The organism is Candidatus Bathyanammoxibius amoris, assembly GCA_024451685.1.
GTDB lineage: Bacteria > Planctomycetota > Brocadiia > Brocadiales > Bathyanammoxibiaceae > Bathyanammoxibius > Bathyanammoxibius amoris.
Genome location: JAMXCW010000013.1, coordinates 32,638 through 58,318 on the forward strand (window position 1 = coordinate 32,638; position 25,681 = coordinate 58,318).

Sequence of the window (25,681 nt, forward strand, 5' to 3'; positions counted from 1 at the left end):
CACTCGGGCGCATAAGGATGACGTTACGTCTTAAGGCATGTTCCGGGGGGGCACTGCATCATCTGTTATTCCTCCAGATATGCCCGGCCACGGCCACCTGGCCCAGAGAAATGCCACCGTCGTTGGGCGGGACCCTCTGGTGGGTGTAGACCCTGAAGCCTTCTCTTTCAAGGTCACGGAAGGTTTTTTCTACCAGATATTTGTTTTGGAAGCAGCCCCCGGACAGCACCACCCGGTCCATTTCAACCCTCCTTGCTACCGCCACAATCATCCTGGAGAGGGTGTTGTGAAATTTTGACGAGATAACACCGGTGTCTATACGTTTCGCAAGGTCGTCTATGATACCGGATATGACCGGCCTCCAGTCGAGTACCAGCATGTCGTCCGGTGCGTCATCGTCTATAGAGAAATCATAATGCGGTGATGCTGCCGGTGAAAGGTCCTTGCGGGCCCTGTGCTCAAGCTCCATGGCGCCCTGCCCCTCAAAACTTGCCTTCTGCCTTACGCCCAGTATGGACGAGACCGCGTCAAAGAGCCTGCCGGCACTGGAGGTCACGGGTGAATTTACACCCTTTTTGATGATTTCAAGCATCAGCTCCATCTCCCTCGCCTCGAATGATTCTATTGACGGGATTTCACGGCGTTCCACAACCCCTTCACCAAAGGTCTCAAAGAGTACGGAAAGGGCGCTCCTCCTGGGTTCCTTAACCGACCGCTCAGAGCCGGGGAGCCTGAACGTCTTCAGGTGGGCCACCCTCTTGAACGACCCGTAACCGGCCAGCAGGAACTCCCCGCCCCATACGGTGCCGTCAGTGCCGTAACCCGTGCCGTCCCACGCCACACCCAGCACCTGCCCGTCAAGCTCGTTCTCCATCATGCAGGAGGCTATGTGCGCGTGGTGATGTTGAACCGGGACGACCGGCGCGGTGTTTTTGCGTGCCCATACGGTAGAGAAATAATCCGGGTGCATGTCACAGGCAACGGCCTCGGCCTTATAATCGAACAGCCGGGTGAAATCCGAGATGGTCTGTAAAAAGGCCTCCCCGGCCTCAACCGTCTCAAGGTCTCCTATATGCTGGCTTACGAATATACTTTTGTCCAGCGACAGGGCGATTGTGTTTTTCTGATGGGCGCCCACACCCATTACCCGCGCAAAATTTTTTCTCGAATGCCTTATCGGCAGGGGCGCGTAACCCCTGGCACGTCTGATAATCATCTCCTTGCCGAGCGTAACCCTTACCACCGAGTCGTCCACGTGCCGTGCTATCGGCCTGGTGTGGATTAGGAAGTAGTCGGCAATGCCGCCGAGTCTGTCAAGCGCCTCTGCGTTATCCGTGCATATAGGCTCGTCCGTCAGATTGCCGCTTGTGGCGACCAGAGGCGCCTGCACCCCGGAGGAGAGTATCATGTGAAGGGGGGAACAGGGGAGCATGACGCCGAGATACGGGTTTTGAGGCGCAACGGCCCCGGCTATATCCGTATCGCCGCGTCTGTTTAACAAAACGACGGGCGACTCCGGTGAGGCGAGCAGGCGCTCTTCCATGGCGGAGACCTCGCAGTACCGCCTGGTCATATCAAGTGAGGGCAGCAGCAGCGCAAACGGTTTCTCTTCCCTCCGCTTCCTCCTTCTCAGTTCGACGACGGCCTTCTGGTTCCGCGCGTCCGCGACCAGTAAAAATCCTCCCAGCCCCTTTATGGCGAGTATTTCACCGTGCAGTATCAGTTCGACGACCCTTTCCATAGCATCGTGTTTTTCCGCCAGCGTTTTTCCGGTTTGCGCCCATAGTTCAACATGCGGGCCGCAGACGGGACATGCTATGGGCTGGGCGTGAAACCGCCTGTCCGCGGGAGACTCATACTCCCTGCGGCAGTCGGCGCACATCTCAAACGCCTCCATCGTGGTATTCGGCCGGTCGTACGGCAGGGCGTTTATGATGGAAAGCCTCGGCCCGCAGTTGGTGCAGTTGGTGAGTGGATACATGTACCGCCGCTCTCCAGGCGAGAGGATCTCGGCCAGACACTCGTCACAGGCGGCTATATCCGGCGGTATCATTGGAGAGATTTCGCCACCCTCGATGCTCTTCGCGATGCTGAACCCCTCAAGGCCCACAGGGTCGAGCACTGAGAATTCAAGGCTCGATACGCGTGCAAGCGGTGGTTTTTCACGTGGAAGCCTGAGGACGAACTCGTTAAGTTTTTCTTCCTCCCCCTCCGCCTCTATGAGGACCCCCCACGGCAGGTTCATGACGTAGCCCTTAAGGCCCAGAGAACCGGCGAGCCTGAATACATACGGCCTGAAGCCCACACCCTGCACCACCCCGCAGACGGACACCTTCACCCTCTTCCTCTTTGAAGGGCTAGTCTGTTTCGATTTCAAGGCTCTCAAGTGTTACTCCATCCCCGTCGATTATTCTTGTCCTGGGAGATTCGCATTTGCGGCAGCCTGGGAAACCCGGCCCGTCCGTCTCAAATTCATGCCCGCATTCCAGACAGCCTATCGTAGCGGGTTTTTTTATGAGTTCCAGCTCCGCCCCCTCCGCAACGGTGCCGGTGGAGCATAAAATCAGCGTCTCTCTAAGGTGGTCTGGGTTGGTGCCGGAGAGGGCGCCTACGGACAGTTTTATCCTTACCACGCGCTTTCCGTTGCGTTTTTTTGTTTCTTTGGCCGCTGCGTCGAGGATGGCCTTGCAACTCTCGATGTCGTGCATGTCTATCGCGCCGGGCTAAGATTCTTGACTTCTACAAGAAGCCTCTCTATCAACTCGTCGATACTTGCGGATACGGGTTCAGAGAGGTCAAGCCCCACGTCCACCGACTGGGGCTGGATACCGAACAGGCAGACCCTTTCGGGCAGTATATTTTGCAGCTTCGACAGTGCCAGTATCTCCCGGAGTCCTATCTGGTGCGCGGACAGTTTACGCGAGTTATAGACGTCGTCTATCCCATCGCCCTCAATGCGGAAGATTTCACCGGGCCTGCCGCCGCGGTCTATGGCGTCTACTATAAAAAGGGCCTCACGGCCCTCCAGGTAAGGGATAAGCACGAGCCCCAGGGTGCCGCCGTCAATTACCTCGACGTCATCCGGCACACGGTGTTTGTCGCGTATCTTTTCCACCACACGGACCCCGACACCCTCGTCTCTCAGTAGAATGTTCCCCACGCCCAGTATCAGCAGTTTCTTCATGCCGTAAGACCTCCAGAAGAGTCCGTATCCCCGTGTTACGCGACCGATGCAGAGTTCTCATACCAATAAGTAGAGCAACTACAGATACATGTCTATAATCAAACCAACCTCTCAGGGAAACCGTACATGATATTCATATTTTGTACGGCAATGCCGGAGGCGCCTTTTAACAGGTTGTCTATGGCGGAGATTATTACCACCCTGTCATCCGCCACGCGGGCGGAGATGTCGCAGAAGTTTGTGCCCACGACGTCCTTTGTGCAGGGCGGGTCGTCGGGCTCTTTTATGCGGATAAACGGCTCGTCCTTGTAGACGTTTTTCATCGTTTCCGTGACGGCCTCGGTGGTGGTCATGGATTTCAGCCGCGCGTACGTGGTCGAGAGCAGCCCCCGGTCCATGGGCACAAGGTGCGGGGAGAAGGTTATCTTTACCTTCATATCCACGGCGCGTTGTATAATCTCCTCCATCTCCGGCAGGTGTCGGTGGCCGCCGACCCCGTAGGGTTCCAGGTTCTCGTTGCGCTCGCAGTACATGGACTGCGGGGAGACGTTCCTGCCGCCTCCTGAGATGCCCGATTTTGAATCGGCGATTATGTCCGAGGGTTCTATCATGTCCCTTATGAAAAACGGCATCAGCGCCAGTATAACGGAGACCGGATAGCATCCCGGATTGCTTACCAGCTTTGCCTTTCTTATCTCTTTCCGGAAGAGTTCGGGCAGCCCGTACACGGCCTTCTTCAGCCCGTCCGGGTCGGTGTGGGGCGACTTGTACCACTGTTCGTATTTTTCAGCGTCCTTGAAGCGGTAGTCGGCGCTAAAGTCTATCACCCTGTGGCCGGCCTTTAAATACCTGGGCACGTACTTCATGGTCACAGTGGGCGGAAGGGTGACGAACACCAGCTCAACCCCTTTGGGTATATCCTCAGGTTCCAGGCCGGCGGTGGGCAGGTCAATCTGCCGCTTGAGCGAGGGGAAAATCTGCGATATAGGCGGTTTTTCCTCCCGCCTTGTGCCGAGATAAACTATCTCCGTCTCCGGGTGTCGGAGCAGCAGTTTTATCAGTTCAAGACTGGTATATGCCGTAGCGCCGGCAATCCCCACTTTCAATTTTCTGTCTCCTTTAAAGACTTAGCGAAAAACCACTCAGCCAATTCTAGCCTTCGCTTCATAAAAGTCAATTTAAATGGGGGGGGTATTTTATACGGGTTGCAGAGGTTGGAAACCCGTAGAGTTCAAAGTTCTGAACCCCCCTATAAACTAAGAAGGGTTGTGGGGCATATGCGCCTCTGGCGTGATCCGTATCGGACGTAGTTATCATGCAAGTACCTAGCATATCCTCGGCAATAATTCGCCTGAGGCCATGGGCACCACCCTCTTGCCGCCGATATTTGTCCTGAGCACGACGGTGCCTTTATGGTCGGCGGTCACGTGGCCTATCTTCCGGGCCTCTCTGCCGAGGGGGTGCGAGCGCAGGGCCTCAAGGGCTTTGGCCGCGTCCGCATTATCGTCACCCTCACCGGAGGCCACAAAAGACAGAAACCGGCCCTCATTCGCTATATAGAGCGGGTCAAGCCCTAAAATCTCGCAGGCCCCCCTGACCGGTTCGGGGACGGGTATGGAATTTTCCCATATCTCGATGCCCACACCGGCGGCGCCCGCAATCTCATTCAGCACGGACGACAACCCGCCGCGGGTGGCGTCTCGCAGACAGTGAACCTTTGCGCCGGACTTAAGCACCTTTTCTACGGGGCCCCACAGTGGCGCGGAGTCACTTTCTATCTCGGTCTCAAGGTCAAGCCCCTCGCGAGTGACCATGACGGCCATGCCGTGGAGGCCAATCGCGCCGCTGAGTATTACGGCGTCCCCCGGCCTCACAGCTTTTGGTGATATACCCTCGTATTCGACCGTGCCGACTCCCGCGGTATTTATGAATATCCCGTCCGCGCCGCCCCTCTCTACTACTTTTGTATCACCCGTTACCACCATCACCCCGGCATCCCTGCATGCCGCTGAAATGGACTCAACTATCCTGGACAGGTCGCTCCGGGGGAAACCTTCTTCTATGATAAAGGAAAGACTGAGTAGCTGGGGTCTCGCCCCGCACATGGCCAGGTCGTTAACCGTGCCGTGTACCGCGAGGCTGCCTATGTCTCCACCGGGGAAGAATATTGGCTTTACCACGAACGAGTCGGTGGTGAAGGCAATTTTCGCACTGCCAAGGTCATGGACGGAGCCGTCGTGGAGCTGCTCCAGATATTTATTGTGAAAAGCGGGCACGAAGAGCTTGCTGACCAGCTCGGCGGACGGTATGCCGCCGCTGCCGTGGGCGAGGGTAATCTTCTCTTGTGTTTCGCCGGCATTATCATGACTATGGTCATCGTTATGCGGAACGGGACACGAAGGCTTGAAGGCGTCACCCAAGGTCTTAGGCCCTCCTGTAGTTAAAATAGGCCGCGCACGCCCCCTCGGCCGAGACCATGGGCGCGCCCAGGGGTGACTGTGGTGTACATCGTGTGCCGAATGCCGGACACTCGTTTGGCCTCTTAAGCCCCCGCAGTATATACCCGGCGATGCACTCCGGGGGTTCCTCCACGTCAATACCGTCCACACTGAACAGGCACTCGGCGTCGAAGCCCCGATAAGGCTCTTTTAATGCGAGGCCACTCTTTGGTATTACGCCCAACCCTCTCCATTTTCTGTCTGTCGCCTCGAAGACCTCGTCCACCGCCTGTCGCGCGAGCACGTTCCCCTCCGGCCTTGCCGACCTCCCGTAGGCGTTTTCAACCTCACACCTCCCCTCTTCAAGTTGTTTCACCACCTTGTAGACGCCGAACAATATATCCAGCGGTTCAAAACCGGTGATTACTATGGGGACGCGGTATTTCTCCGTAATCCTCTCGTAGTCCTTCTGTCCGATGACGGTGCTTACGTGACCCGGGGCCAGGAAGCCGTTGAGCGCCAGGTTGGGCGTGGCGAGGATGGCCTCAAGCGCGGGCGGTACGAGCACGTGCGCCACCAGGGCGGAAAAATTCTTTACGCCCAGTTTCTTTGCCTGAAGTATGGCCATGGCAACGGCCGGCGCTGTCGCCTCAAAACCTACGGAAAAGAATACTACCTTCTTATCGGGAGATTCCACGGCTATCTTTATGGCGTCGAGGGGGGAGTAAAGTATCCTGACGTCCGCCCCCTCCGCCCGGCTTGTTATAAGGTTCTTTTCAGAACCCGGCACGCGGAGCATGTCGCCGAACGAACAGAATATTACGCCGGGCTGTGACGCTATGTGCACGGCCCTGTCCAGCATTTCTATCGGGGTAACGCAAACGGGACACCCGGGGCCGTGTATCAGCGTAATCTTCTCCGGCAGCAGAGTATCTATGCCGAACTTGATTATGTTGTGGGTCTGGCCGCCGCAGACCTCCATTATCGTCCATTCATTACGTATGACGTCCGCTATCGCCCTCACGTATTTCTGTGCCGGCTCGGAGTCCCTGTACTCGTCAACGTATTTCATGGCACTTCACAGCCCAATCTCTTTCAGGGTGTTAAAGGCGTCCTTTGCCTTCTCCTCGTCAATCTTGCTTATCGCAAAGCCGATATGCACGAGCACCCAGTCGCCCTCCTTTACGTCGTCCAGATAGGCGAGACAGGCCTCTTTTTTTGCGCCTCCAAAATCCACGATGCCCATGGTCATACCCAGGGCATTCTCTTGTATTTTTACCACCTTTCCCGGTACGCCCAGGCACATGTTGTGTCCTCTATCAAGCTGTCTGATATAAACTTAGGTTTAGACGGCCCTGAAGTTCTGCGCGTTTTTTGTGTCATTCTGAGGGAGCGAAATCCGCCGCGCGCGGCTCAGAATGACATACGGTATATGGGGACATTTGCAGGTCTCTCAGGCCACGTCTGTTACGGTTTTAGCGGGGCATTATCATCGGCCAATTAGAGTTGATTTCCCGGCACGTGTCAAATAGAATCTGTGTCATGAGCAAGCCGTCGTCGCTTTTCTAAAATCTCTTTGCTGGAGCCCCATATATGCGTATGCGCCGGACAGGTTTTTAAATGAAAAGCATCTCCGATCAGGAACTCTTGGAACTTATCCGTAAGGGTATAGACCCGGATAGCGTTAAAGCCGCAGATCCCAGGGCCACCCGCAAGAGGCTGGAAGAGTTTTTCAGCCGGATGGGTGACGCCATTAGACCGAAGTTGAAATCAGATTCAGATTCGAAAAAAAAGAAGGTGGTCACGCCCGTTCCGAAGGGACGTATCCTGATATATACAGACGGCGCGTCGCGGGGTAACCCCGGCAAGGCGGGGATAGGCGTGGTCATCCGCGACGGGGAGCATAACGTTCTGGATGAGATAGGTGAATATATAGGGGAGACAACAAACAACGTAGCCGAATACAGGGCGCTGATAAGAGGTTTGGAGTGGGCGCTTGAATACCACCCGGTGAAGGTGGATGTTTTTTGCGACAGTGAGTTGGTGGTTAAACAGGTAAACGGGCAGTATAAGGTAAGGGCGCCGTCAATACTGCCCCTTCACAGGGAGGCCCGGAAGCTTATTGGGAAACTGCCGGAGTGGCGGCTGCAATATATCCCGAGGGAAGAAAACGTTCAGGCCGACGCCCTGGCAAATGAAGGCATAGATGAGTACCTGGACAGCACTATTGACTGAGAAACGTTCCATGTTTTTTAAGCATGATGTGTAAGAATTCTCCCACGGGCTACTTTTGTGATTACGAGGGGCGTAGCCCCGAAGCAATCTCCGTATGTTCAAGAGATTGCTTCGCTTCGCTCGCAATGACAGATGAAATACGGTGTGTTGAGACATGGCGTACAATACGCAGAAACGTTTCGTGTTTTTAGGGCTTCTGGCAGTGCTGGATACCCTTTTGTTCTTGACAATTAGTGCGTATAGAAATAGAATTTGGGTTTATATTTTAGCCCGTGAAGGGAGGTGGAGTTTTAGTAAAAACACTGGCCTATCTGTTTGCTCCCGTGAGGGATGTACGGGGGCAAGGAGGATGATAAATGATACACTATTCGTGTGATATGTGCGGTAAGGTCATACAGGCTGAAGAGGAGTTAAGGTATGTCGTAAAGATAGAGATTTATCCCGCTGATTGCGTGGAGGAGGAAAACGAGGAGTTTGACGACATCAGGGACGATCTGGCAGAGTTCAACCTTGAAGATGAGAGAGAACCGGAAGACTCTGATGACGAAGATATGGAATATAAGACCCTCCGTTTTGATTTATGTTCAGAATGTCACAAGTCATACGTGCGAGACCCACTATTTGCGAAGAGTTACAGGAGCCGATTCTTTGACAACTAAACAGGTGATGGGTCTTTTCCTCCCATAAATAAGGTCCCGCCGCTGAATTTCTTACCCAGTTGGCCATTGGCGATAGCGATGTAGAAACATGGTGATGACATTAGCGGAAAATATTATTGCAGCGCATACGGAGCAGGGCGAAGTCAGGGCCGGAGAGTTCGTGTACGCCGGAGTTGATTTCTGCCTGGGTAACGACATTACTGCCCCCATAGCCATAAAGGAGTTCGAAAACGCCGGCATTGACAGGGTGTTTGACAGGAAGAGAATAGCCCTGGTTCCGGACCATTTTACGCCTAACAAGGACATCGCCTCCGCGGAGCAGGTGAAGATACTCCGGGGGTTTGCGCAGAGGCACCGGCTTGAATATTTCTTTGAGATAGGGCGGATGGGAATAGAGCACGCGCTGTTGCCTGAGATGGGGCTGGTGCTGCCGGGCGAGCTGGTGATAGGGGCTGATTCACACACGTGTACGTACGGCGCGCTGGGCGCCTTTGCCGTCGGCGTCGGTAGTACCGACCTTGCGGCCTGTTTCGCCACCGGGAAGGTGTGGCTGAAGGTGCCGGAGACGATACGGTTCGTTTTCGACGGAAAACTGCCGCGATGGAGTTCGGGGAAAGACCTGATTCTGCACGTAATTGGCGATATCGGCGTAGACGGCGCGTTGTACAAGGTGATGGAATTTACGGGCCCGGCCATCTCGTCGCTGCCTATGGACGACCGTTTTGCCATATGCAACATGGCGATAGAGGCGGGCGCGAAGACGGGGATTATCGCGACGGACGGCGTAACTGAGGACTATGTGAAGGGCCGGGCGAAAAGGGATTACAGGCCATATTCCGCCAACGGCAACGGGGGCAGCGTTGAGACGCGCAGCTATGACGCCTCGAAGATCTCGCCACAGGTGGCTCTGCCAAGTCTGCCATCGAACGTCCGCCCTGTGGAAGAGCTCTCCGGCGTGAAGATTGATCAGGTGGTTATAGGCTCCTGTACCAACGGCAGGATATCCGACCTTAGGATAGCGGCCGGGCTGCTTCAGGGCCGGCAGGTACACCCGTCTGTAAGGCTTCTGATATTTCCCGCGACACAGGAGATTTATCTCCAGGCGATGAAGGAGGGCCTGATGGACACGTTCGTCCGCGCGGGGGCCGCGGTGTCCACGCCGACCTGTGGGCCGTGCCTGGGCGGTCATTCGGGGGTACTGGCCGAGGGAGAGAGGTGTCTGGCGACCACGAACCGGAATTTCCCCGGCAGGATGGGTCACCCGAAGAGCGAGGTCTTTCTTTGCAGTCCTGCCGTAGCGGCCGCATCGGCCGTAACTGGCAGTATTACTCATCCCGCAGAACTGAATTAGCGCACGGTCCCGGGCGAAGGAATTCTTTTGTTCCTGTGGTGCTTTCTTGTGCCGATTTAACCTTTGTATCATTTTCATTTTTTGAGGAGCAGTATGACAGAGAGGAAATACATCGGTATAGACATAGGTTCGGTCAGTCTGAAGGTTGTACTGGTTAACGATAAGAAAGAGGTGCTTGAGGAGCATTATGTCCGGACACACGGGCAGCCGCTCGAGACTACCATCAAGGTCTTGAAAGGCGTCTACAGCCGCACCCCCAGTGAAGAGATAAAGGGTATGGCCAGCACCGGTTCAGGCGGCAGGCTCCTCTCTGAGATATTCGGGATATACTTTGTAAACGAGGTGGTGTCACAGAGCAGGGGCACGGCCGCTTTCAACCCGGAGGTCCGGAGTATTATAGAGATTGGCGGGCAGGACTCGAAACTGATGATGATAGAGTATGACGAGGCAATCGGTCAGATAAGGGTAGCCGATTTTGCCATGAACACGATGTGTGCGGCGGGCACGGGCTCGTTTCTTGACCAGCAGGCGTCAAGGGTGGGCGTTTCTATAGAAGACGAATTTGCCGAGCTGGCGCTGAAGTGCAAGAACCCGCCAAGGATCGCGGGCCGTTGCAGTGTATTTGCGAAGTCAGACATGATACACCTCCAGCAGGAGGCCACCCCGGTCCACGACATACTGGCCGGCCTGTGCTACGCGATGGCCAGGAACTTCAAGAGCGCCATTGCCAAGGGTAAAGAGCTGGTGAAGCCTATCGCGTTCCAGGGAGGAGTGGCAGCTAATAAGGGCATGATAAAGGCGTTTGAAGACGTCCTTGAGCTCAAGCCCGGAGAACTAATCATACCAAAACATCATGCGTCGCTGGGCGCCATTGGTGCGGTGCTGATGCTCATGGAGAAGGGGGACGAGCACAGCTTTGAGGACCTGGGCACGGCGGAGGCGTATCTGAAAAACCGCAAGAGTGACATAGCGGTACTCGAGGGCCTTAAGGGCGACAACTATGATATCATGACTCACTGTACGCCAATAAAGGAGAACGGCAGGGTAGAGGCATACGTAGGCGTTGACGTCGGCTCAATAAGCACCAACGTTGTGGTTATAGATAAAGACAAGAACGTGCTGGCAAGACGTTATCTGATGACGGCGGGCAGGCCGCTGGAGGCGGTCTCCAAGGGGTTGTTCGAGGTTGGAATGGAGATAGGCGGCATGGTCGACGTGAAGGGGGTGTGCAGCACGGGCTCCGGGCGCTACCTGACCGGCGACTACATAGGCGCGGACCTCACGAAGAATGAGATAACGGCCCACGCCAGGGCGGCCGTAAACGCCTGTCCGGAGGTAGACACCATTTTTGAGATTGGGGGGCAGGACTCAAAATACGTCCGGCTTGAGAACGGCGCGGTGGTGGACTTTGCCATGAACAAGGTCTGTGCCGCGGGGACGGGTTCGTTTCTGGAGGAGCAGTCGGAGAGGCTGGACGTAGCCATTAAAGAAGAATTTGGACAAAAGGCCACGAGTGCCTGTGGCCCGTGCAGTATGGGCGAGAGGTGCACGGTGTTTATGGAATCGGATATCGTACACCACCAGCAGAAGGGGGCGGCCAAGGATGACCTGGTGGCGGGTCTTAGTTACTCCATCGTCCATAATTATCTCAACCGTGTGGTGGAGCGCAGAAAGGTAGGCAACAATATATTGTTCCAGGGGGGTGTCGCGTATAACCGCGGGGTCAAGTCGGCGTTCGAGAAGGTTACGGGAAAGAAGGTCACCGTGCCGCAACACCATGACTGCATGGGCGCGATAGGTTCCGCCATCATCGCAATGGAGGAGATGGAGTGGGAGAAATCCAAGTTCAAGGGCTTCGACCTCCGCAGCCGGAAATTCGAGATAGGCTCTTTCGTGTGCAGGGATTGTTCCAATATATGCACCGTGAAGAAGGTAGAGATTACGGGTGAAGAGCCCCTGTATTACGGCGACCGGTGCGGCAAGTTTGAGGACTCCGGGAAGCGCAAGAAGGGCAAAGGCATCCCGAGGCTGTTCAACGAGCGTATGGTCGCCTTGTTTAAGTCTTACCCTAAGGACAAACCCGATGCCCCTAACGGCATGAAGGTCGGCATCCCGCGGGCAAACATGTTCTTTGAGCTGTATCCCATGTGGAAGGCCTTCTTTACGGAACTGGGCTTCGAGGTGGTCGCCTCAAACGTCACCAACCACGAGCTCGTAAAGAAAGGCGTGGAAAATATCGCGGCCGAGACGTGCTTCCCCATAAAGGTGGCCCACGGGCACGTGATAGACATGCTAAACGACGATATAGACTATCTGTTCATACCGAGCGTTGTGAACTTCCCCAACGACAGTCCGAAACTGGTCCATTCCTACATGTGCCCGTATGTACAGGGGCTTCCCTATATGGTCCGCGCGGCGGTGAGGCTGGAGGGGGACGACAGAAAGTTCAAGGTGCTTGAGCCTGCCTTCCATCTGGAGTGGGGCGAAGAACATCTGAAGGAAATATTTCGTGAGATAGCCAGAGACATCGGTCAGGGCGGCCGCCGCGTGGAGACGGCCATCAGTGTCGCGCTGGAGTCGCAGCAGCGGTTCTACGACACCCTTGTCGGGCGCGGCAAAGAGATACTGGAAGGGCTGGCAGAGGACGACGTGGCGCTGGTAATAGTGGGGAGGTCATACAACTCCTGTGACCGCGGCGTAAACCTGAACATCCCCGACAAGCTCAGGGAACTCGGCGTCCTGGCCATACCGATGGACATGCTGCCGCTTGATGTTGTGGAAATTGCCGAGGAGTACCCGCACATGTACTGGCGGTCGGGACAGAAGATTATAGCCGCGGCGAGGCTGATTGGCAGGGACAAGAGGTTGTATCCCCTGTACATAACCAATTTCGGTTGCGGCCCGGACGCTTTTATACTGAAACATTTTGAGAAGGAATTGTCCCACAAGCCGCAGTTGACGATAGAGATAGACGAGCACAGTGCGGACGCCGGTGTCATAACGCGCTGTGAGGCCTACCTCGACAGCCTGAAGAACGTCAGGAAGGAAGCCAAGCATTCACACACCCCGCCGGTCACGACCAGTATAGCGTCAGGCGTGAAGATCAAGCGCAAGGTGTTTATCCCGCATATGGACGACCATGTGCACATTATAGCCGCCGCGATGACTCATTGCGGCGTGGAGGCCGAGGCGCTGCCGATGCCGGACAAGGAAAGTCTGGATATAGGCCGGAAATTTACCTCCGGCAAGGAGTGCTATCCCGCCATACTTACCACGGGCGATATCGTGAAGAAGGCCAAAAGCAAGGACTTTGACCGGGAGCACAGCGCATTCTTCATGGCTACGGCCTACGGTCCATGCCGTTTCGGACAATATAACAAATTCCACCGTATGGTGCTTGACGAGATTGGCTTAAAAGATGTGCCCATAATCACCCTCGACCAGGACAAGGACTACCAGGAAAACACTGAATCTCTGGGAACGAATTTCAGGAAACTGTCATGGCAGGGTATTCTGCTGGTCGACTACTTACAGAGGATGTTGAGAGAGATACGGCCCTACGAGATAAACAAGGGACAGACTGACGCCGTGTACAACCATTACGTGCAAAAGGGCGCCGGGTCGATTAAGAAGGGCAAGGACGTCCTCAGGGTGGCGCAGCATGGAAGAGACGCATTCCTGAACATACGGGTAGACCGGAGTGTACGGAAGCCGCTGATAGGTATTATAGGAGAGGTGTACGTGCGGAGCTGCGATTATTCCAACAGCTTCGTCGCGCAGCGTATTGAGGGGCTTGGCGGTGAGGTCGTACTGCCTCCGTTTGAGGAGTGGATAAACTATATAGGATACTGCAGGCGTGAAGACTGCGTCAGGGAGCGAAGGTGGGGCGCTTATTTTACGGAGCTGCTGACCGACTTGATACAGCGGTGGCAGGCCTTCAAGAGGGCGAGGCCGTTCCGGGGGCACATCAGACACTTCTACAGGGAGGCACCGTCCTGGGACGTCATCCAGAAGGGGAAAAAATACATTCATCCGTCCTTCAGGGGCGAAGGCATCCTCAGCATGGGCAGGGCGGTAGAGTATGCCGAGCATGGAATGGACGGCATAATAAACATGGTACCGTTCCACTGCATGCCCGGAACGGTCGTAAACGCCCTGCTTGAGAGGCTCCAGAAGGACCATGGCGGTATCCCCATCATAAAGATGGCCTTTGACGGCCAGGAAGAGACCAACGAGCAGACCCGCCTTGAGGCGTTCATGCATCAGGCCCACCAGAGGATGGAGTCAAAGCTGGGCAGTAACGGAGGTCACTAACGCGGTGCGTGGACGGTGTTGGAAATTTGGCGATAACATAAGCACCGACCATATCATAGCAGGCAAGTTCCTTAACACCTCGGACCCGGCAGTTCTGGCCGCTCACTGCATGGAAGACGCCCGCACTGAGTTCCCCACAGAGGCGCGGCCCGGTGACATAGTTGTGGCAGGTAACAACTTTGGCTGTGGCTCCTCTCGTGAGCACGCCCCCATTGCGCTGAAGGGCTGCGGGATAGGCGCCGTTATTGCGTCAACCTTTGCCCGTATATTTTTCCGAAACGCCATTAATATCGGACTCACAATCATAGAAAGCAACCAGGCCGCCGGTGAGGCAGAGGACGGGGACGATATAGAAATAGATATGGACAACAGCAAGATTATAAACCATACCCGCAGCAAGAGCTATAAGTTCCAGCCGTTCCCGCAGGAGATAAGAGACATAATCGCCTCGGGCGGCCTCATGGAGTATGTGAAAAAAAAGATGGGGAAGGCGTAGGGGCGCGTTGTCCGTCACAGTCTGGAAGCCCGCCTTCTACTTCCGCCCTTTTCTCCTGCTGTACAGAAACAGATATTCCTGCGCATAACCCGCGTACTGGCCGAAATACCCTTGGGCAAATTCGCGTATCACCTTGTTTGATGTGGGCCTGCCGTGGAAATAGATGTCCTGCATAACCCGTTTTATCCATGTGTCCACGGGGAATGCCTCGGTGAAACCGAGGGAAAACAGGAGGATGCAGTCGGCCACCTTGTCCCCGACGCCGGGGTTCTGCATGAGCAGTTCCTTGGCGTCGTGATACGGCAGTTCCCTGAGCGAGTCCAGGTACTGGTCGTTTAACGCCCGGCTGGCCTCGCGGACGTAGCGTGCCCTGAACCCAAGCCCCAGCCTCTTGAGGGCCTTTGTTTCCAGTCTGACGTGAGGGTCCGGAAAGGTATGGCCCTCGATACCGTCCAGGGCGGTCTTTTCGCCGAAGCGCCTCGCGATGCCTTCAATACAGGACCTTATTTTCGGGATGTTGGACGCCGAGGAGCATATGTACGAAACGAGACATTCCCAGGGGTCTTGCCTTATGATCCTGAGGCCGTGGTAGAGCCTGACGGCCTCCTTAATATGCCTGTCCCTGGTTATTGAGCCGAGTATCTCATCCAGAGACTCATCGAGCGAAAAGAAGCTTCTTATATACCCGGCGTCTACGCCCTTGTAGGCAAGCACCGCGCCCTTTTGCCGGGCCTTAAAGAATTTTTTTCCTGAATTTATATAGTACCAATCGCCGGCCTTCATCACCCTGAAGAACTGGCCGCACTCCAGGGTGTGCTGCAGGTTGAAATTCTTTGTCTTTATACGCTGAATTTTAGTTTTTTGCATACGGCCTTCGTCAGGTGTTAGTTAAGCCAATGGTATTAAACGGGATGCAACGTTTACCGGAGGACGTGACAGGGGCATCCGTAAGTGTATATGACAGCATAGCTTGCAACGACGAAAAACCATGACTCCTATAATGGTAAATTAAGGTGACGGTGGATAGTAAATTCAAAAAAATCTTAAGTCTGTTGATAAACGCCAATCATGTTGAGAGTATGAATCTTACATAGTTCTGCTTTTTCGTAAAGTCAATTCTTGGTGAAAGTGAAGAGATTTTCATTTTGACACCGCCGGGTTTTTTGTTATTCTCCTGACTCAATTTCTTAATACAGTTACCTACCTGATGATCAGTGCGGTATTGTTTGGGGCAGTTAGGAGTTCTTGTGTTTTTGGGGCCGGGCAGGAGTAAAGCAAGAGCACCAGGAGTGTAGCAGGAACGAATTAAACGTATCGCGAATTTCTGCCGTTAATCCTCATGTTTTGTGTCAGTCGCCGTGGGCTTTTTTTATTTCCTCCGGGGGATTGCGTGTCCGCAAGTTGTGAAAACATCTGGGAAGACGTGCTCAGTGATATTGAAGGGCGCGTAAGCCCGGCAACCTTCAATTTATGGTTCAGAAACGCAAAACTCCTGAGGCTGGATAAAGATGCCTGTACTATAGGCGTTTCCAATTCCTACGCTGCCGAGTGGCTTAAGAAACACTTCTCGGCCGTGGTCGGGAAGAGTCTGAGCGCCTCGCTGGATAGAGAGGTTGAGGTAAAGTTTTCGGTAGTTGAGACGAAACGGCCGGACCCAAAGAGAGATGTGCCCAGGAAAGACGCCAGGAAGGAAAAGGAAGCATGTAAGAAAGCTTCCACTTCTTATGTCGCCACGGGGAAGGTCTTAAGGCTTGAGGAATTTGTTGTAGGCCCGTCAAACCAGCTGGCCTATATGTCTGCGCTTGAGATGTTGCGAGAGCCCGCCCCATCGTTCAACACCCTGTTTATTTATGGTTCCGTGGGTCTGGGCAAGACGCACATACTTCAAGGTATATATAACCGTGTCAATGAGAACGGGCACGCGGATAAGGCCATCTACAGGCCCGCCGAACACTGGACGAACGAATACATCTCGGCCATTAAAAAAAGGTGTGTGGAAAGCTTCAGGAATAAGTACAGACGTGCGGACGTGTTGCTGATAGACGACGTGCATTTCCTTTCAAACAAGAGCGGCATCCAGGAAGAATTTCTTCACACGTTCAATACGCTCTATCACTCGGCAAAGAGGATTATCTTCGCAAGCGACGCCCATCCCAAATTGATAAAGAAACTTAAACAGAGCCTTGCCAGCCGCATGATGTCGGGTATGGTCGCTGAGATACACCCACCGGATTATGAGACTTCGGTGGCCATACTGAGGGCAAAGGCCGGAGCGAGTGGGAAGGAGATGCCGGCGGAGGTGCTGGGCTATATGGCAGAAAGACTGCAAAACAGGAGTGTGAGAGAGTTCGAGAGCGCACTCACGGTCGTTACTGCGGTGGCAGAGGCCTACAGAAAGAAGGTAAACATTTCATTGGTGAGAGATGTCTTTTGCGGTATGTCGTCTGCCAGGCCAAAGAAGGTAAGAATAGAAGACATAGAGAAGTGTGTGGCCGAGCATTTCCAGATCGGCAACGAGGAACTGCGTTCCTCTAAAAAGAAGAGGTCTCAGATATTGCCCATTCATCTGTGTTGTTACCTGGCCAGGCTCCACACCGCCGCCTCGTACCAGGAGATAGGATGCCATTTTGGTAACAGGCGCCACAGTACCTGTATGTCCGCCATCAAAAAGATAAAGGCAAGACTGAAGGAAGACAAAGAACTTCGTGAACTTGTGGAAAACCTTTCAGAGGCGATAAGACCGGGTTCCTCGCGAAGCGCCCTCAACGTGGCCGGTAATTAGGTGGGAATATACAGGCCGATACTCCGCACCGATAATGTAGATACCACATTCATGGGGTTTATGTAGCCCAACGTTGTAGCCGTACCAGAGGCCGACCTGCCTGAAGAAGTGCTGCCAGATGCCTATGCGTACCTTTGGTTAGTGTTAAAGTATACCGGGATAGAGGGAGACTGCGGTCCTTGGCCACACCAGAACGACTCCTGCAACTAAAAAACGCAATACAGCGGCGGAAACTGGACGGCCTCATCGTAAGCAATATAAAGAACGTCCAATACCTCAGCGGTTTTAGCGGTTCAGAAGGAACGATGCTCATCACCGGTGAGCAGGACATATTGGTTACAGACTCCAGATATAGTGAGCAGGTTCAGGAAGAGTGTAGTGGCAAGATAAGTTTGGTAGAGAGAAAACGGGACGCGATAAAGGCCCTGACCAGCCTGATAAAACGTCTAAAACTGCGTGTGCTGGGTTTCGAGGCCAACACTGTGACGTATTCGCAGTACAGTGAACTAAAGGCCGCCCTGGACCGAAGGAAGCTGGTGGACACAAAGGGAATGGTAGAGCGTCTGAGGGAGGTAAAAGACGGTGAAGAGATAAAGAGGATTAGAAAGACCCTTAAGATAGCCGAGACGGCTTTTGAGTCTTTAAAGAGGAGTGTGAGGCCGGGTATGACTGAAAGGCAGCTGGCTGACACCCTGGAGTTGTCCATGAAGGAGGGGGGTGCGGCCGGCCCGTCCTTCAGGACTATAGTTGCCGCAGGCAAGCACTCGTCCCAGCCCCATGCGCCTTTGACCGAAATGAAGGTAGGCCATGAGGACATGGTGCTTGTTGACTGGGGCGCATCGTGGCAGGCCTATAATTCTGACTTGACAAGGGTGATATTCATAAATAGAATCGACGCAAAGAGAAAAGAGATTTACAACATCGTGCTGGATGCTCAAAAGAGGGCAATAGACAGGATCAAAGGTGGGGCAAGCGCCAGGGATGTAGACCTGGCTGCCAGGTCGTATATAGAGAAGAAGGGCTATGGCAATAATTTCAGACATGGCCTGGGCCACGGAATAGGGCTTGAGGTCCATGAGGGTCCGAGGCTCAGCCGTGCCAACAGAAGACTGCTGAAGGAAGGCATGGTGATTACGGTTGAACCCGGTATCTACATCCCGCATTGGGGTGGTGTGAGAATAGAAGACATGGTTCTGGTTGAAGAAGACGGATGTGAGGTTCTGAGCCGTGTCTCCAGGGATCTTGACGAGGCCGTAGTTTGAGACATCCTTGTCCTCCAAACGAACCGGCTTTCGAAAAATTTTTCTAGAATGGTATTACGCATGAAAAGCGTCCAGCGGTATGAAGAGGCCACTTAAAAAAATGAGTAGCACAATGGACAAGGTCAAAGAGCTCATCTCACTGATGAACGCCCATGACCTTACCGAGATAGAGATTCAAGAGGATGCGCTGAGGGTAAAGGTGAAAAAGGCCGATGGCGGCTTCCAGCACATGGTCGTACCTTCAGCGGGCAGTCTTCCGGCTCCGGCAGAGGCGGTGCAGAAGGCCCTTCCCCAAAAGGGTAATTTTGTAGAAATAAGTTCTCCGCTGGTTGGAACGTTTTACAGGGCGGCCACACCCGGAACGGAAGCCCATGTAGAGGTCGGCGATATGGTGGAAGCCGATACCGTTGTCTGTGTAATAGAGGCCATGAAGATAATAAACGAGATTAAGGCGGAAGCAATAGGAAAGGTGGTAGAGGTGTTGGTTGACGACGGTGCACCTGTTGAGTTTGGACAGCCACTTTTCCGAGTACTCCCGACTGCGTCCGTGGGGTAAAGGAAGGTTAGAATGTTTTCCCGAGTGTTAATCGCAAACAGAGGAGAGATAGCACTCCGGGTAATCAGGGCATGCAAAGAACTGGGTATAGAGACGGTAGCCGTCTGCTCAAAGGCGGATGAGGGGGCTCAATACCTGGAACTGGCCGACAGCACCGTGTGTATCGGCCCTTCACCGGCTGAACAGAGTTATCTTAACATACCCAGCATAATTAGTGCTGCGGAGATAACGGACGTAGAGGCCATCCATCCCGGTTACGGTTTTCTCGCAGAGTCAAGTCATTTCGCGGAGGTCTGCGAGTCCTCCAACATCACCTTCATTGGCCCCTCCGCAAAGACCATGAAAATCATGGGAGACAAAGCGCAGGCCAGGCAGGTGGCCATCAAGAACAAGATCCCTGTTTTACCCGGCAGCGAGTCTACCATAACGGGCCAGCAGGAAGCGCTGGACATAGCCCATAAGGTCGGATATCCGGTGCTGATAAAGGCCGCTGCAGGCGGCGGCGGCAGGGGGATAAGGATTGTTCACAACGACGCGAGCCTCGCGAGCTCTATGTTAACCGCCCAGCGAGAGGCCGAGACGGCCTTCAAGGACCCGTCACTTTACATAGAGAAGTTCATCGAGCATTCCTGTCACGTAGAGGTTCAGATACTTGCTGACCAGCACGGCAGCGTCATCCACCTCGGTGAGAGGGACTGCAGTCTCCAGCGCCGGCACCAAAAACTCCTGGAGGAGACACCGTCTCCGAGTATATCTCAGCAACAAAGGGCCGAACTCTACAAGGCCGCGGTCAGAATGGCAAAGGCCGTGAGTTATTCAAACGCTGGTACGGTAGAATTCCTGGTGGATAAGGATGGCGGGAAGTTCTATTTCATAGAAATGAACACCAGACTGCAGGTCGAGCACCCTGTTACCGAGATGGTCAGCGGAATAGACCTGGTGAAAGAACAGCTGAGAATCGCCTCCGGGGAGCAACTCGGATATAAACAAAAACAGATAGTGCTTAACGGCGTAGCCATTGAGTGCCGCATCTATGCGGAAGACCCGGATAACGGGTTCCGCCCGCAGCCCGGGAGGATCAGTGTATACAGCGTTCCGGGCGGAAACGGAGTAAGAGTAGATTCCCATGTGCACCAGGGGTACATGGTCCCTCCTTATTATGACTCCATGCTGGGTAAACTTATAGTACATCAGGGTACACGTGAAGAGGCAATCGCCTGTCTGAGACGCTCACTCAGTGAATACCACGTTGAGGGCGTAAAAACCACCATACCTCTGCACCTGAGAATATTAAACCACCCCAAGTACATTAACGCCGACGTATCCACAACGTTTGTAGAGAGCTTGATGGACGAGGAATAGACTCCCAGTCCCCGTCGCGGACCCATTTTTCACTTGACTATTTTCCGGGCTTTGCTAATATCTCTGCCCTTCCTTCTTTAAGATTTTCCAGTTAAAGAAGACTGATGTATGGGCCCTGCCCAATTGAATTTGAAAGGAGAGGTATACATGTTCGGGCGATTTACAACATTCCTTTTGGCCGCCCTGGTGGGTATGTTCCTGATACTTGCGCCCGCGTCTACGGTTGAGGCCGCCAAGCAAAAGTATAAGTACACCGGTAACAAGGGCTGTAAGTGCCACCTCTCTCCCGGAGTCTGGGAGGGGGACGAGTGGAAGCAGATAGGACACTCCAAGGCGTTCAAGAGCCTCAAGACAAAAGAAGAGCAGGAGGACCCAAAGTGCCTCAAGTGCCATGCCACCGGCTATGGCGGAAAATTTAAGAACCCAAAACTGAAATATCTCAAGAACGTTACCTGTGAGGCCTGTCATGGTCCGGGAGAAGGTTATGCGAATGTAAAGAACAAATTGGCTAAATCAGTGAAGAATTACTCAGAATTGAAAAAGAAGTATAAGCTCAAAGAGAAGGGTAAAAAGTCCTTTAACGAACTGCTGGAAAAGGACCCCATGATGGCCCGCAAGGTCCAGTACGACAAAGGACTTATAGTGGCCGGCATAAACAACGCATCCGGCAAGGTCAGAGACCAGTGCCTCGAGTGTCATTGGGAAGACCCCAACGACCCGGATAAATGTCCCAAGTGCGACAAGGACGAAGACGGCAAGCCCATTGCCATGGACTTCAAAAAGTACTTCAAGAAGGACGACCACAGGGACCTTGATGCCGTAGATGAAGTCAGAAAGAAGATGAGCGGCGGCGACAAGGCGAAGTGGAAGGGGTATCTCGAGAGAGACCCGATGCTCGACAAGCCGTTAAAGCCGGAGGCGAAGAAGAAAAAGAAGAAGAAGAAAAAGAAGAAGAAATAGTGGCAGTAATCCTGACAATTGTAGCCGCAACACGAGACCCAAGTATTGCGGGAGGACATAGAGGAGGGTGAATGTGATGTCTGAGAGAAAGCGAGCGCATGCCTTTAGACCTATCGAACGTCTATGGATTCCGCTCGCTTTCTTCCTTATAGTAGTAATGTCCTTCAGCGGCAGCCTTCTCAGGGCACAGGAGATTGAAGACTGTATGGAGTGTCACGGCGACCCCGAGAAGTGCGGCAAGGCTGCAAGCATAGACAGGGAGACCGGCGAGATTAAGGTTGTAGACATGCTGGTGGACGAGGACGCGTTTATGCAGTCTGCCCACGGCCTCTCAGAGGAAGGTTTCGTGTGTATCGACTGCCACCAGGACCTCGACGGCGTCTACGGTGAACATTACCCGCTTCTGGATAGGGTAGACTGTATAACCTTCTGTCACGACGACCCTGCCGAAGAATTCCTCGAAAGCACCCACGTGGAACATATGGAGGAGGAGGAAAAGACCCCTCCAAAGTGTACTGACTGTCACATGGGCAGGAATTCAGCCAGAGAAACCCCGGTCGCAGACGACACGTTCCACAGAGCCCATGTAAACAAGACGTGCGGCGGATGCCACGAGGATTATCTCTATACCTACTGTATGAACTTGCACGGCCAGCTTTCCTCGCTGGGCGTCTGCAATACGGACGTGCCGAACTGTTACGACTGCCACAGCGGGCACGACATCCTCAAGTCCGATGACCCTGACTCCAAGGTTGGCGCGAACAACAAGGTTGAGACGTGCGGAGAGTGTCACAAGGGTGCGGGTAAGAATTTCGTGAAACATATAGCGCATCCGGGCTTTAAGACGCGCAATCTCTACGCCGAGCTTTACGGGATATATAAGGAAAAGGGTTTGTTCGGCGTCTTGGCCGAGCCGCAGGCTTATCTGGCGCTGGTATTCGTGGCGTACATAGGAATAATCTGCCAGTCCTTTTCCATGTTTGGCGGCCATGCGTTTCTGATGTGGGTCAGAATGCTTTTAGATGAGAGAAAAGGTGATGGCGGCCATGACCACTGAGGGTAAACTATATAAGAGGTTCACCCCGTTTCACAGGGTAACCCACTTTTTGCTGATTATAAGCTTTTTTGGCCTGGTATTAACCGGGATGCCTTTGGCCTTTCAAGACCAGGCATGGGCGCGTTGGCTGTATGAAGCCATGGGCGGCTATCCCACCGCCAGTTACATACATCGCATCTGCGCCGGGATGACGTTTCTCTGCGCCTTCATGCATTTTGCATATTGCTCGTACCTTGTATTTGTGAGGGGACACGGGGCAAGTATCGTCTGGGGCGCTGACGCCATCATGTTGCAGCCCAAGGACGTGAAGGACGTTGTTACGGACATAAAATGGCTGTTGGGTTTTGGCCCTCATCCCGCGTATGACAGATGGATATGGTGGGAAAAGTTTGAGTATTTATCTCTCCTGTGGGGTACGATAGTGATGGCCCTGACGGGCTTAATGCTCTGGTTTCCAACGACATTCTCAATAATAATGCCGGGCTGGGCCATAGATATGGGCCTGGTAGCCCATAGATATGAGGCGATCCTGGCAGCAGGATTCGTATTTACCATACATTTTATCCATACACACCTGCTTCCGGAGAAGGTGCCTGTTGACGAAGCAATGTTTACCGGTATCATAAGCGAAGAAGAGATGTTACACGAGAGGCCGCTTCACTATAAAAGACTTAAGGAGGCCAATCTGCTTCAACGGTACGAGACAGTGCCGAACGTGCCTCTTTCCATAATATCAAAGATAATTGCCGTGCCTTTACTATTACTGGGGCTGATTTTGATCAGTCTGATGTTCTCCTCGCTGCTCCTGAGTCTTATCTAACGGCTATGAACGGACATGGGGCGGAAAATGCGGGGAGGCAGGGACGGCCTGTTTCGTAAACACTTGTCTTGTCTCCACTTGAGTCTGAGCGCATTGTGGCGTTTCACCGGCTCAGGCCAAAAATCTGAAAAAAAAAGATTGATTTGGTATTTTCAGTGCGTATAATGTTTGTTCACCTGAGCTGGCGAGTGTTGCCAGCCAACTGCCTGAAGTATAGTATAGTTAAGTTAATTAGAAGGGGGGTGGAAGAGTGAAGAGATTTGCTGTAACAGCCCTGGGAATATTCATCGTCTTCTGTTTTGTAACTACACAAACCACTCTGGCGGAAGAGGCTGCCAAGGCGGAAGAGGCTGCCAAGACGGGCAAGCCTTGCCCGATGAACAAGATAGTCAAAAAGTTCTGGTGCGAGGCGTGCGGGGAAGTTAGCGAATATACTGACTGCTCGAACCAGGAGTATATGTGGAACAGTGCAGAGCATGACGCGAAGGAGAACAATCCTCACGCAAACCTGTCTGAGACATGGGCATGTCAGACTGCAGGTTATTACTGTATACAATGCGGTAAGTGTTTTCCAAGACCCGGTATCTGTTCCGATTGTGACGACGATACCGAGAGCAGGAAAAGTCTTGCAAAGGTACTGTTCAAATGTCCTAAAGGTCATGAGCAAGACGAGCCGGGCGCCGGCTTTAAGTTGAGAGAAGGTGCTTACGAAGAGGAGATGCAAGACGCCGGTAATTGCCCGGAGTGTGGGGAGCGTCTGGCGATGGTTTGCGCGAAATCCGGAACCTGCCCGCATACTAAGTAGTAGTTTTTTTTAGTTTTCGTTTATTGAGGAGGGTTCGGTAGATGAGAAGAAACTCGCTGTATTGTAGTATGGTAGGTGCCGCTGTACTCTCCTTGGCACTTATCTTCATTCAAACCGCTAACGCGGGTTATATTCAAGGAACTCACGTTAAGACAGAACTACCCTCACCATTCAGCATTGCTATTTCATCTGACGGAAGTAATCTCGCAGTTTCAAACCAGTCAGGTCATAGTGTTACCTTTATCGACGCAAAAGGGTATAAGGTAACTGGTGAGGTAGCCGTACATGACCAGCCGGAGGCCGCGGTCTTCTCGCTGGACGGCAAAACGCTTTACGTCTGTAACGCCGAGTCCGACAGCGTCTCTGTGATTGACGTCGCTTCAAAGAAAGAGACAAAGGAGATCAAGGTTGGTGACTGGCCTTGCAACATCAGGCTCAGCAAGGATGGTTCCAAGGCTTATGTCTGCTGCTCCGGCAACATGTGGGATAAGATTGACATCATCGACATCACCCGCCAGGAAAAGGTAGGCTCGATTGAATTATCTAATTATGGTCCGAGGGACATTGCCATATCACCTGACGGCTGCACGGGTGCTGTAATCTGTGACACCGCCGGTTCTATCAACAGGACGGTTGACTTCATAGACCTGTCTACGAACACGATCATTGAATCAAGGTCAATCCGCCACAGCGCAAACCTCAGGGGCATAGTTTATTCTCCTGACGGTCAGTACGTCGCTGTCACCTACATGAAGCCGAAGAACTGGCTGCCCGTCTGCGAGGCCGAGAACGGTGAGGTGTTTACCAACAACCTGGCCGTCCTTGAGACCAGGCCGGGCGGTAAGCTGGCTCAACTCCCGCTGGACGAGCTGAACAATTACGACGGGAATCCTTATGGTCTTGTTATCGGCCCGCAGGGTAAGTATCTCTACATCGCCGTACGCGGCATGCACAGGGTTACTATCCTGGACTTTGGTAAGATTAGAGAGATCATGGTCAGCAACACCCAGCAGCAGCTTGACGGCTACACCAGTGACCTGGATTTTGTCAATCACTACCTGGTGCAGAGGGTCCCTGTAGGTCTTGGACCCACTCAGCTGGCACTTTCCCCCGATGGAAAGTACTGCTACGTTTGCAATTACTTCTCAAACAACGTGTCAGTTATAAGGACTCCGTTATAAGGATTACAAGGGATTGAATCCTTGAAGCTGAATCGATATTGGCTTTATAGGAAAAGGAGGGAGATTCAGGATGCATAAAACGTTCGTATTTCTTGCGATGGCCGCCTTTGTGGTCTTTGGCATAGCAACCGCTGACGTATCCACAGCGGGTGAAGCCAAGGTTGTGGCCACCATACAGACGGGGCCGGAGTGGACACCCCCCGAGAGAGGTGAGCCGTT

At 53.4% G+C, this 25,681-nt stretch carries 22 protein-coding genes; 14 read left to right on the plus strand and 8 right to left on the minus strand.

Going from position 1 to position 25,681, the window contains the following annotated elements; translation table 11 throughout:
• Nucleotides 1-58 precede the first annotated feature (58 nt).
• The 7 genes from hypF to NOU37_07825 all read right to left on the minus strand — a co-directional run bounded on the left by hypF (nt 59) and on the right by NOU37_07825 (nt 6,928).
• Nucleotides 59-2,338, minus strand: a complete 2,280-nt coding sequence (gene hypF, locus NOU37_07795; protein ID MCQ4575130.1) for a carbamoyltransferase HypF — start codon at nt 2,336-2,338, stop codon at nt 59-61.
• A gap of 19 nt (nt 2,339-2,357) precedes the next feature.
• The gene (locus NOU37_07800; protein ID MCQ4575131.1) at nt 2,358-2,708 is read right to left on the minus strand and encodes a hydrogenase maturation nickel metallochaperone HypA; all 351 of its coding nucleotides are present in this window, start codon (nt 2,706-2,708) and stop codon (nt 2,358-2,360) included.
• A gap of 2 nt (nt 2,709-2,710) precedes the next feature.
• Complete coding sequence (locus NOU37_07805) at nt 2,711-3,184, minus strand: HyaD/HybD family hydrogenase maturation endopeptidase (protein ID MCQ4575132.1); 474 nt, start codon at nt 3,182-3,184, stop codon at nt 2,711-2,713.
• Between the two features lie 98 nt (nt 3,185-3,282).
• Nucleotides 3,283-4,284 carry an N-acetyl-gamma-glutamyl-phosphate reductase gene (argC, locus tag NOU37_07810; protein ID MCQ4575133.1) on the minus strand — a complete coding sequence of 334 codons (1,002 nt, stop codon included), beginning with the start codon at nt 4,282-4,284 and terminating at the stop codon, nt 3,283-3,285.
• A 225-nt stretch (nt 4,285-4,509) separates the two neighbouring features.
• Entirely contained in the window at nt 4,510-5,604 is a 1,095-nt protein-coding gene (hypE, locus tag NOU37_07815; protein MCQ4575134.1) for a hydrogenase expression/formation protein HypE, read from the minus strand.
• 4 nt (nt 5,605-5,608) lie between these two features.
• Entirely contained in the window at nt 5,609-6,694 is a 1,086-nt protein-coding gene (gene hypD, locus NOU37_07820) for a hydrogenase formation protein HypD (protein MCQ4575135.1), read from the minus strand.
• Between the two features lie 6 nt (nt 6,695-6,700).
• Nucleotides 6,701-6,928 carry a HypC/HybG/HupF family hydrogenase formation chaperone gene (locus tag NOU37_07825; protein MCQ4575136.1) on the minus strand — a complete coding sequence of 76 codons (228 nt, stop codon included), beginning with the start codon at nt 6,926-6,928 and terminating at the stop codon, nt 6,701-6,703.
• 314 nt (nt 6,929-7,242) lie between these two features.
• Between NOU37_07825 and NOU37_07830 the strand changes: the two genes are divergently transcribed.
• From NOU37_07830 to NOU37_07850, 5 genes are all read left to right on the plus strand, one after another.
• Complete coding sequence (locus NOU37_07830) at nt 7,243-7,857, plus strand: ribonuclease HI family protein (GenBank protein MCQ4575137.1); 615 nt, start codon at nt 7,243-7,245, stop codon at nt 7,855-7,857.
• 356 nt (nt 7,858-8,213) lie between these two features.
• Nucleotides 8,214-8,516, plus strand: a complete 303-nt coding sequence (locus tag NOU37_07835; protein MCQ4575138.1) for a hypothetical protein — start codon at nt 8,214-8,216, stop codon at nt 8,514-8,516.
• An 88-nt stretch (nt 8,517-8,604) separates the two neighbouring features.
• Entirely contained in the window at nt 8,605-9,867 is a 1,263-nt protein-coding gene (gene leuC, locus NOU37_07840; GenBank protein ID MCQ4575139.1) for a 3-isopropylmalate dehydratase large subunit, read from the plus strand.
• 93 nt (nt 9,868-9,960) lie between these two features.
• Nucleotides 9,961-14,181 (plus strand): acyl-CoA dehydratase activase, encoded by a 4,221-nt coding sequence (locus tag NOU37_07845; GenBank protein MCQ4575140.1) that lies wholly within the window; start codon nt 9,961-9,963, stop codon nt 14,179-14,181.
• Nucleotides 14,182-14,185: 4 nt separating this feature from the next.
• Nucleotides 14,186-14,677 carry a 3-isopropylmalate dehydratase small subunit gene (locus tag NOU37_07850; protein MCQ4575141.1) on the plus strand — a complete coding sequence of 164 codons (492 nt, stop codon included), beginning with the start codon at nt 14,186-14,188 and terminating at the stop codon, nt 14,675-14,677.
• Between the two features lie 36 nt (nt 14,678-14,713).
• On the opposite strand, the gene NOU37_07855 is transcribed toward NOU37_07850, so the two are convergent.
• Nucleotides 14,714-15,544, minus strand: coding sequence for a hypothetical protein (locus tag NOU37_07855; protein MCQ4575142.1), 831 nt, complete (start codon nt 15,542-15,544; stop codon nt 14,714-14,716).
• 523 nt (nt 15,545-16,067) lie between these two features.
• On the opposite strand from NOU37_07855, the gene dnaA reads away from it, so the two are divergent.
• The 9 genes from dnaA (at nt 16,068) to NOU37_07900 (ending at nt 25,462) form a co-directional block, all read left to right on the plus strand.
• A complete protein-coding gene (gene dnaA / locus NOU37_07860) occupies nt 16,068-17,459 on the plus strand; it encodes a chromosomal replication initiator protein DnaA (GenBank protein MCQ4575143.1) in 1,392 nt (463 codons plus the stop codon).
• Nucleotides 17,460-17,638: 179 nt separating this feature from the next.
• Nucleotides 17,639-18,721 carry an aminopeptidase P family protein gene (locus tag NOU37_07865; protein ID MCQ4575144.1) on the plus strand — a complete coding sequence of 361 codons (1,083 nt, stop codon included), beginning with the start codon at nt 17,639-17,641 and terminating at the stop codon, nt 18,719-18,721.
• Nucleotides 18,722-18,821: 100 nt separating this feature from the next.
• Nucleotides 18,822-19,277 (plus strand): acetyl-CoA carboxylase biotin carboxyl carrier protein, encoded by a 456-nt coding sequence (gene accB / locus NOU37_07870; protein ID MCQ4575145.1) that lies wholly within the window; start codon nt 18,822-18,824, stop codon nt 19,275-19,277.
• A gap of 24 nt (nt 19,278-19,301) precedes the next feature.
• Nucleotides 19,302-20,639, plus strand: a complete 1,338-nt coding sequence (gene accC / locus NOU37_07875; GenBank protein MCQ4575146.1) for an acetyl-CoA carboxylase biotin carboxylase subunit — start codon at nt 19,302-19,304, stop codon at nt 20,637-20,639.
• Between the two features lie 147 nt (nt 20,640-20,786).
• Nucleotides 20,787-21,599 (plus strand): cytochrome c family protein, encoded by an 813-nt coding sequence (locus tag NOU37_07880; GenBank protein ID MCQ4575147.1) that lies wholly within the window; start codon nt 20,787-20,789, stop codon nt 21,597-21,599.
• 76 nt (nt 21,600-21,675) lie between these two features.
• Nucleotides 21,676-22,656 carry a cytochrome c3 family protein gene (locus tag NOU37_07885; GenBank protein ID MCQ4575148.1) on the plus strand — a complete coding sequence of 327 codons (981 nt, stop codon included), beginning with the start codon at nt 21,676-21,678 and terminating at the stop codon, nt 22,654-22,656.
• A complete protein-coding gene (locus tag NOU37_07890; protein MCQ4575149.1) occupies nt 22,622-23,476 on the plus strand; it encodes a hypothetical protein in 855 nt (284 codons plus the stop codon). Before NOU37_07885 ends, NOU37_07890 begins: the two co-directional genes overlap by 35 nt.
• A gap of 250 nt (nt 23,477-23,726) precedes the next feature.
• The gene (locus NOU37_07895) at nt 23,727-24,281 is read left to right on the plus strand and encodes a hypothetical protein (protein MCQ4575150.1); all 555 of its coding nucleotides are present in this window, start codon (nt 23,727-23,729) and stop codon (nt 24,279-24,281) included.
• Between the two features lie 41 nt (nt 24,282-24,322).
• On the plus strand, nt 24,323-25,462 hold the full coding sequence (locus NOU37_07900; GenBank protein ID MCQ4575151.1) for a hypothetical protein: 1,140 nt from the start codon (nt 24,323-24,325) through the stop codon (nt 25,460-25,462).
• The last annotated feature ends 219 nt before the right edge of the window (nt 25,463-25,681 follow it).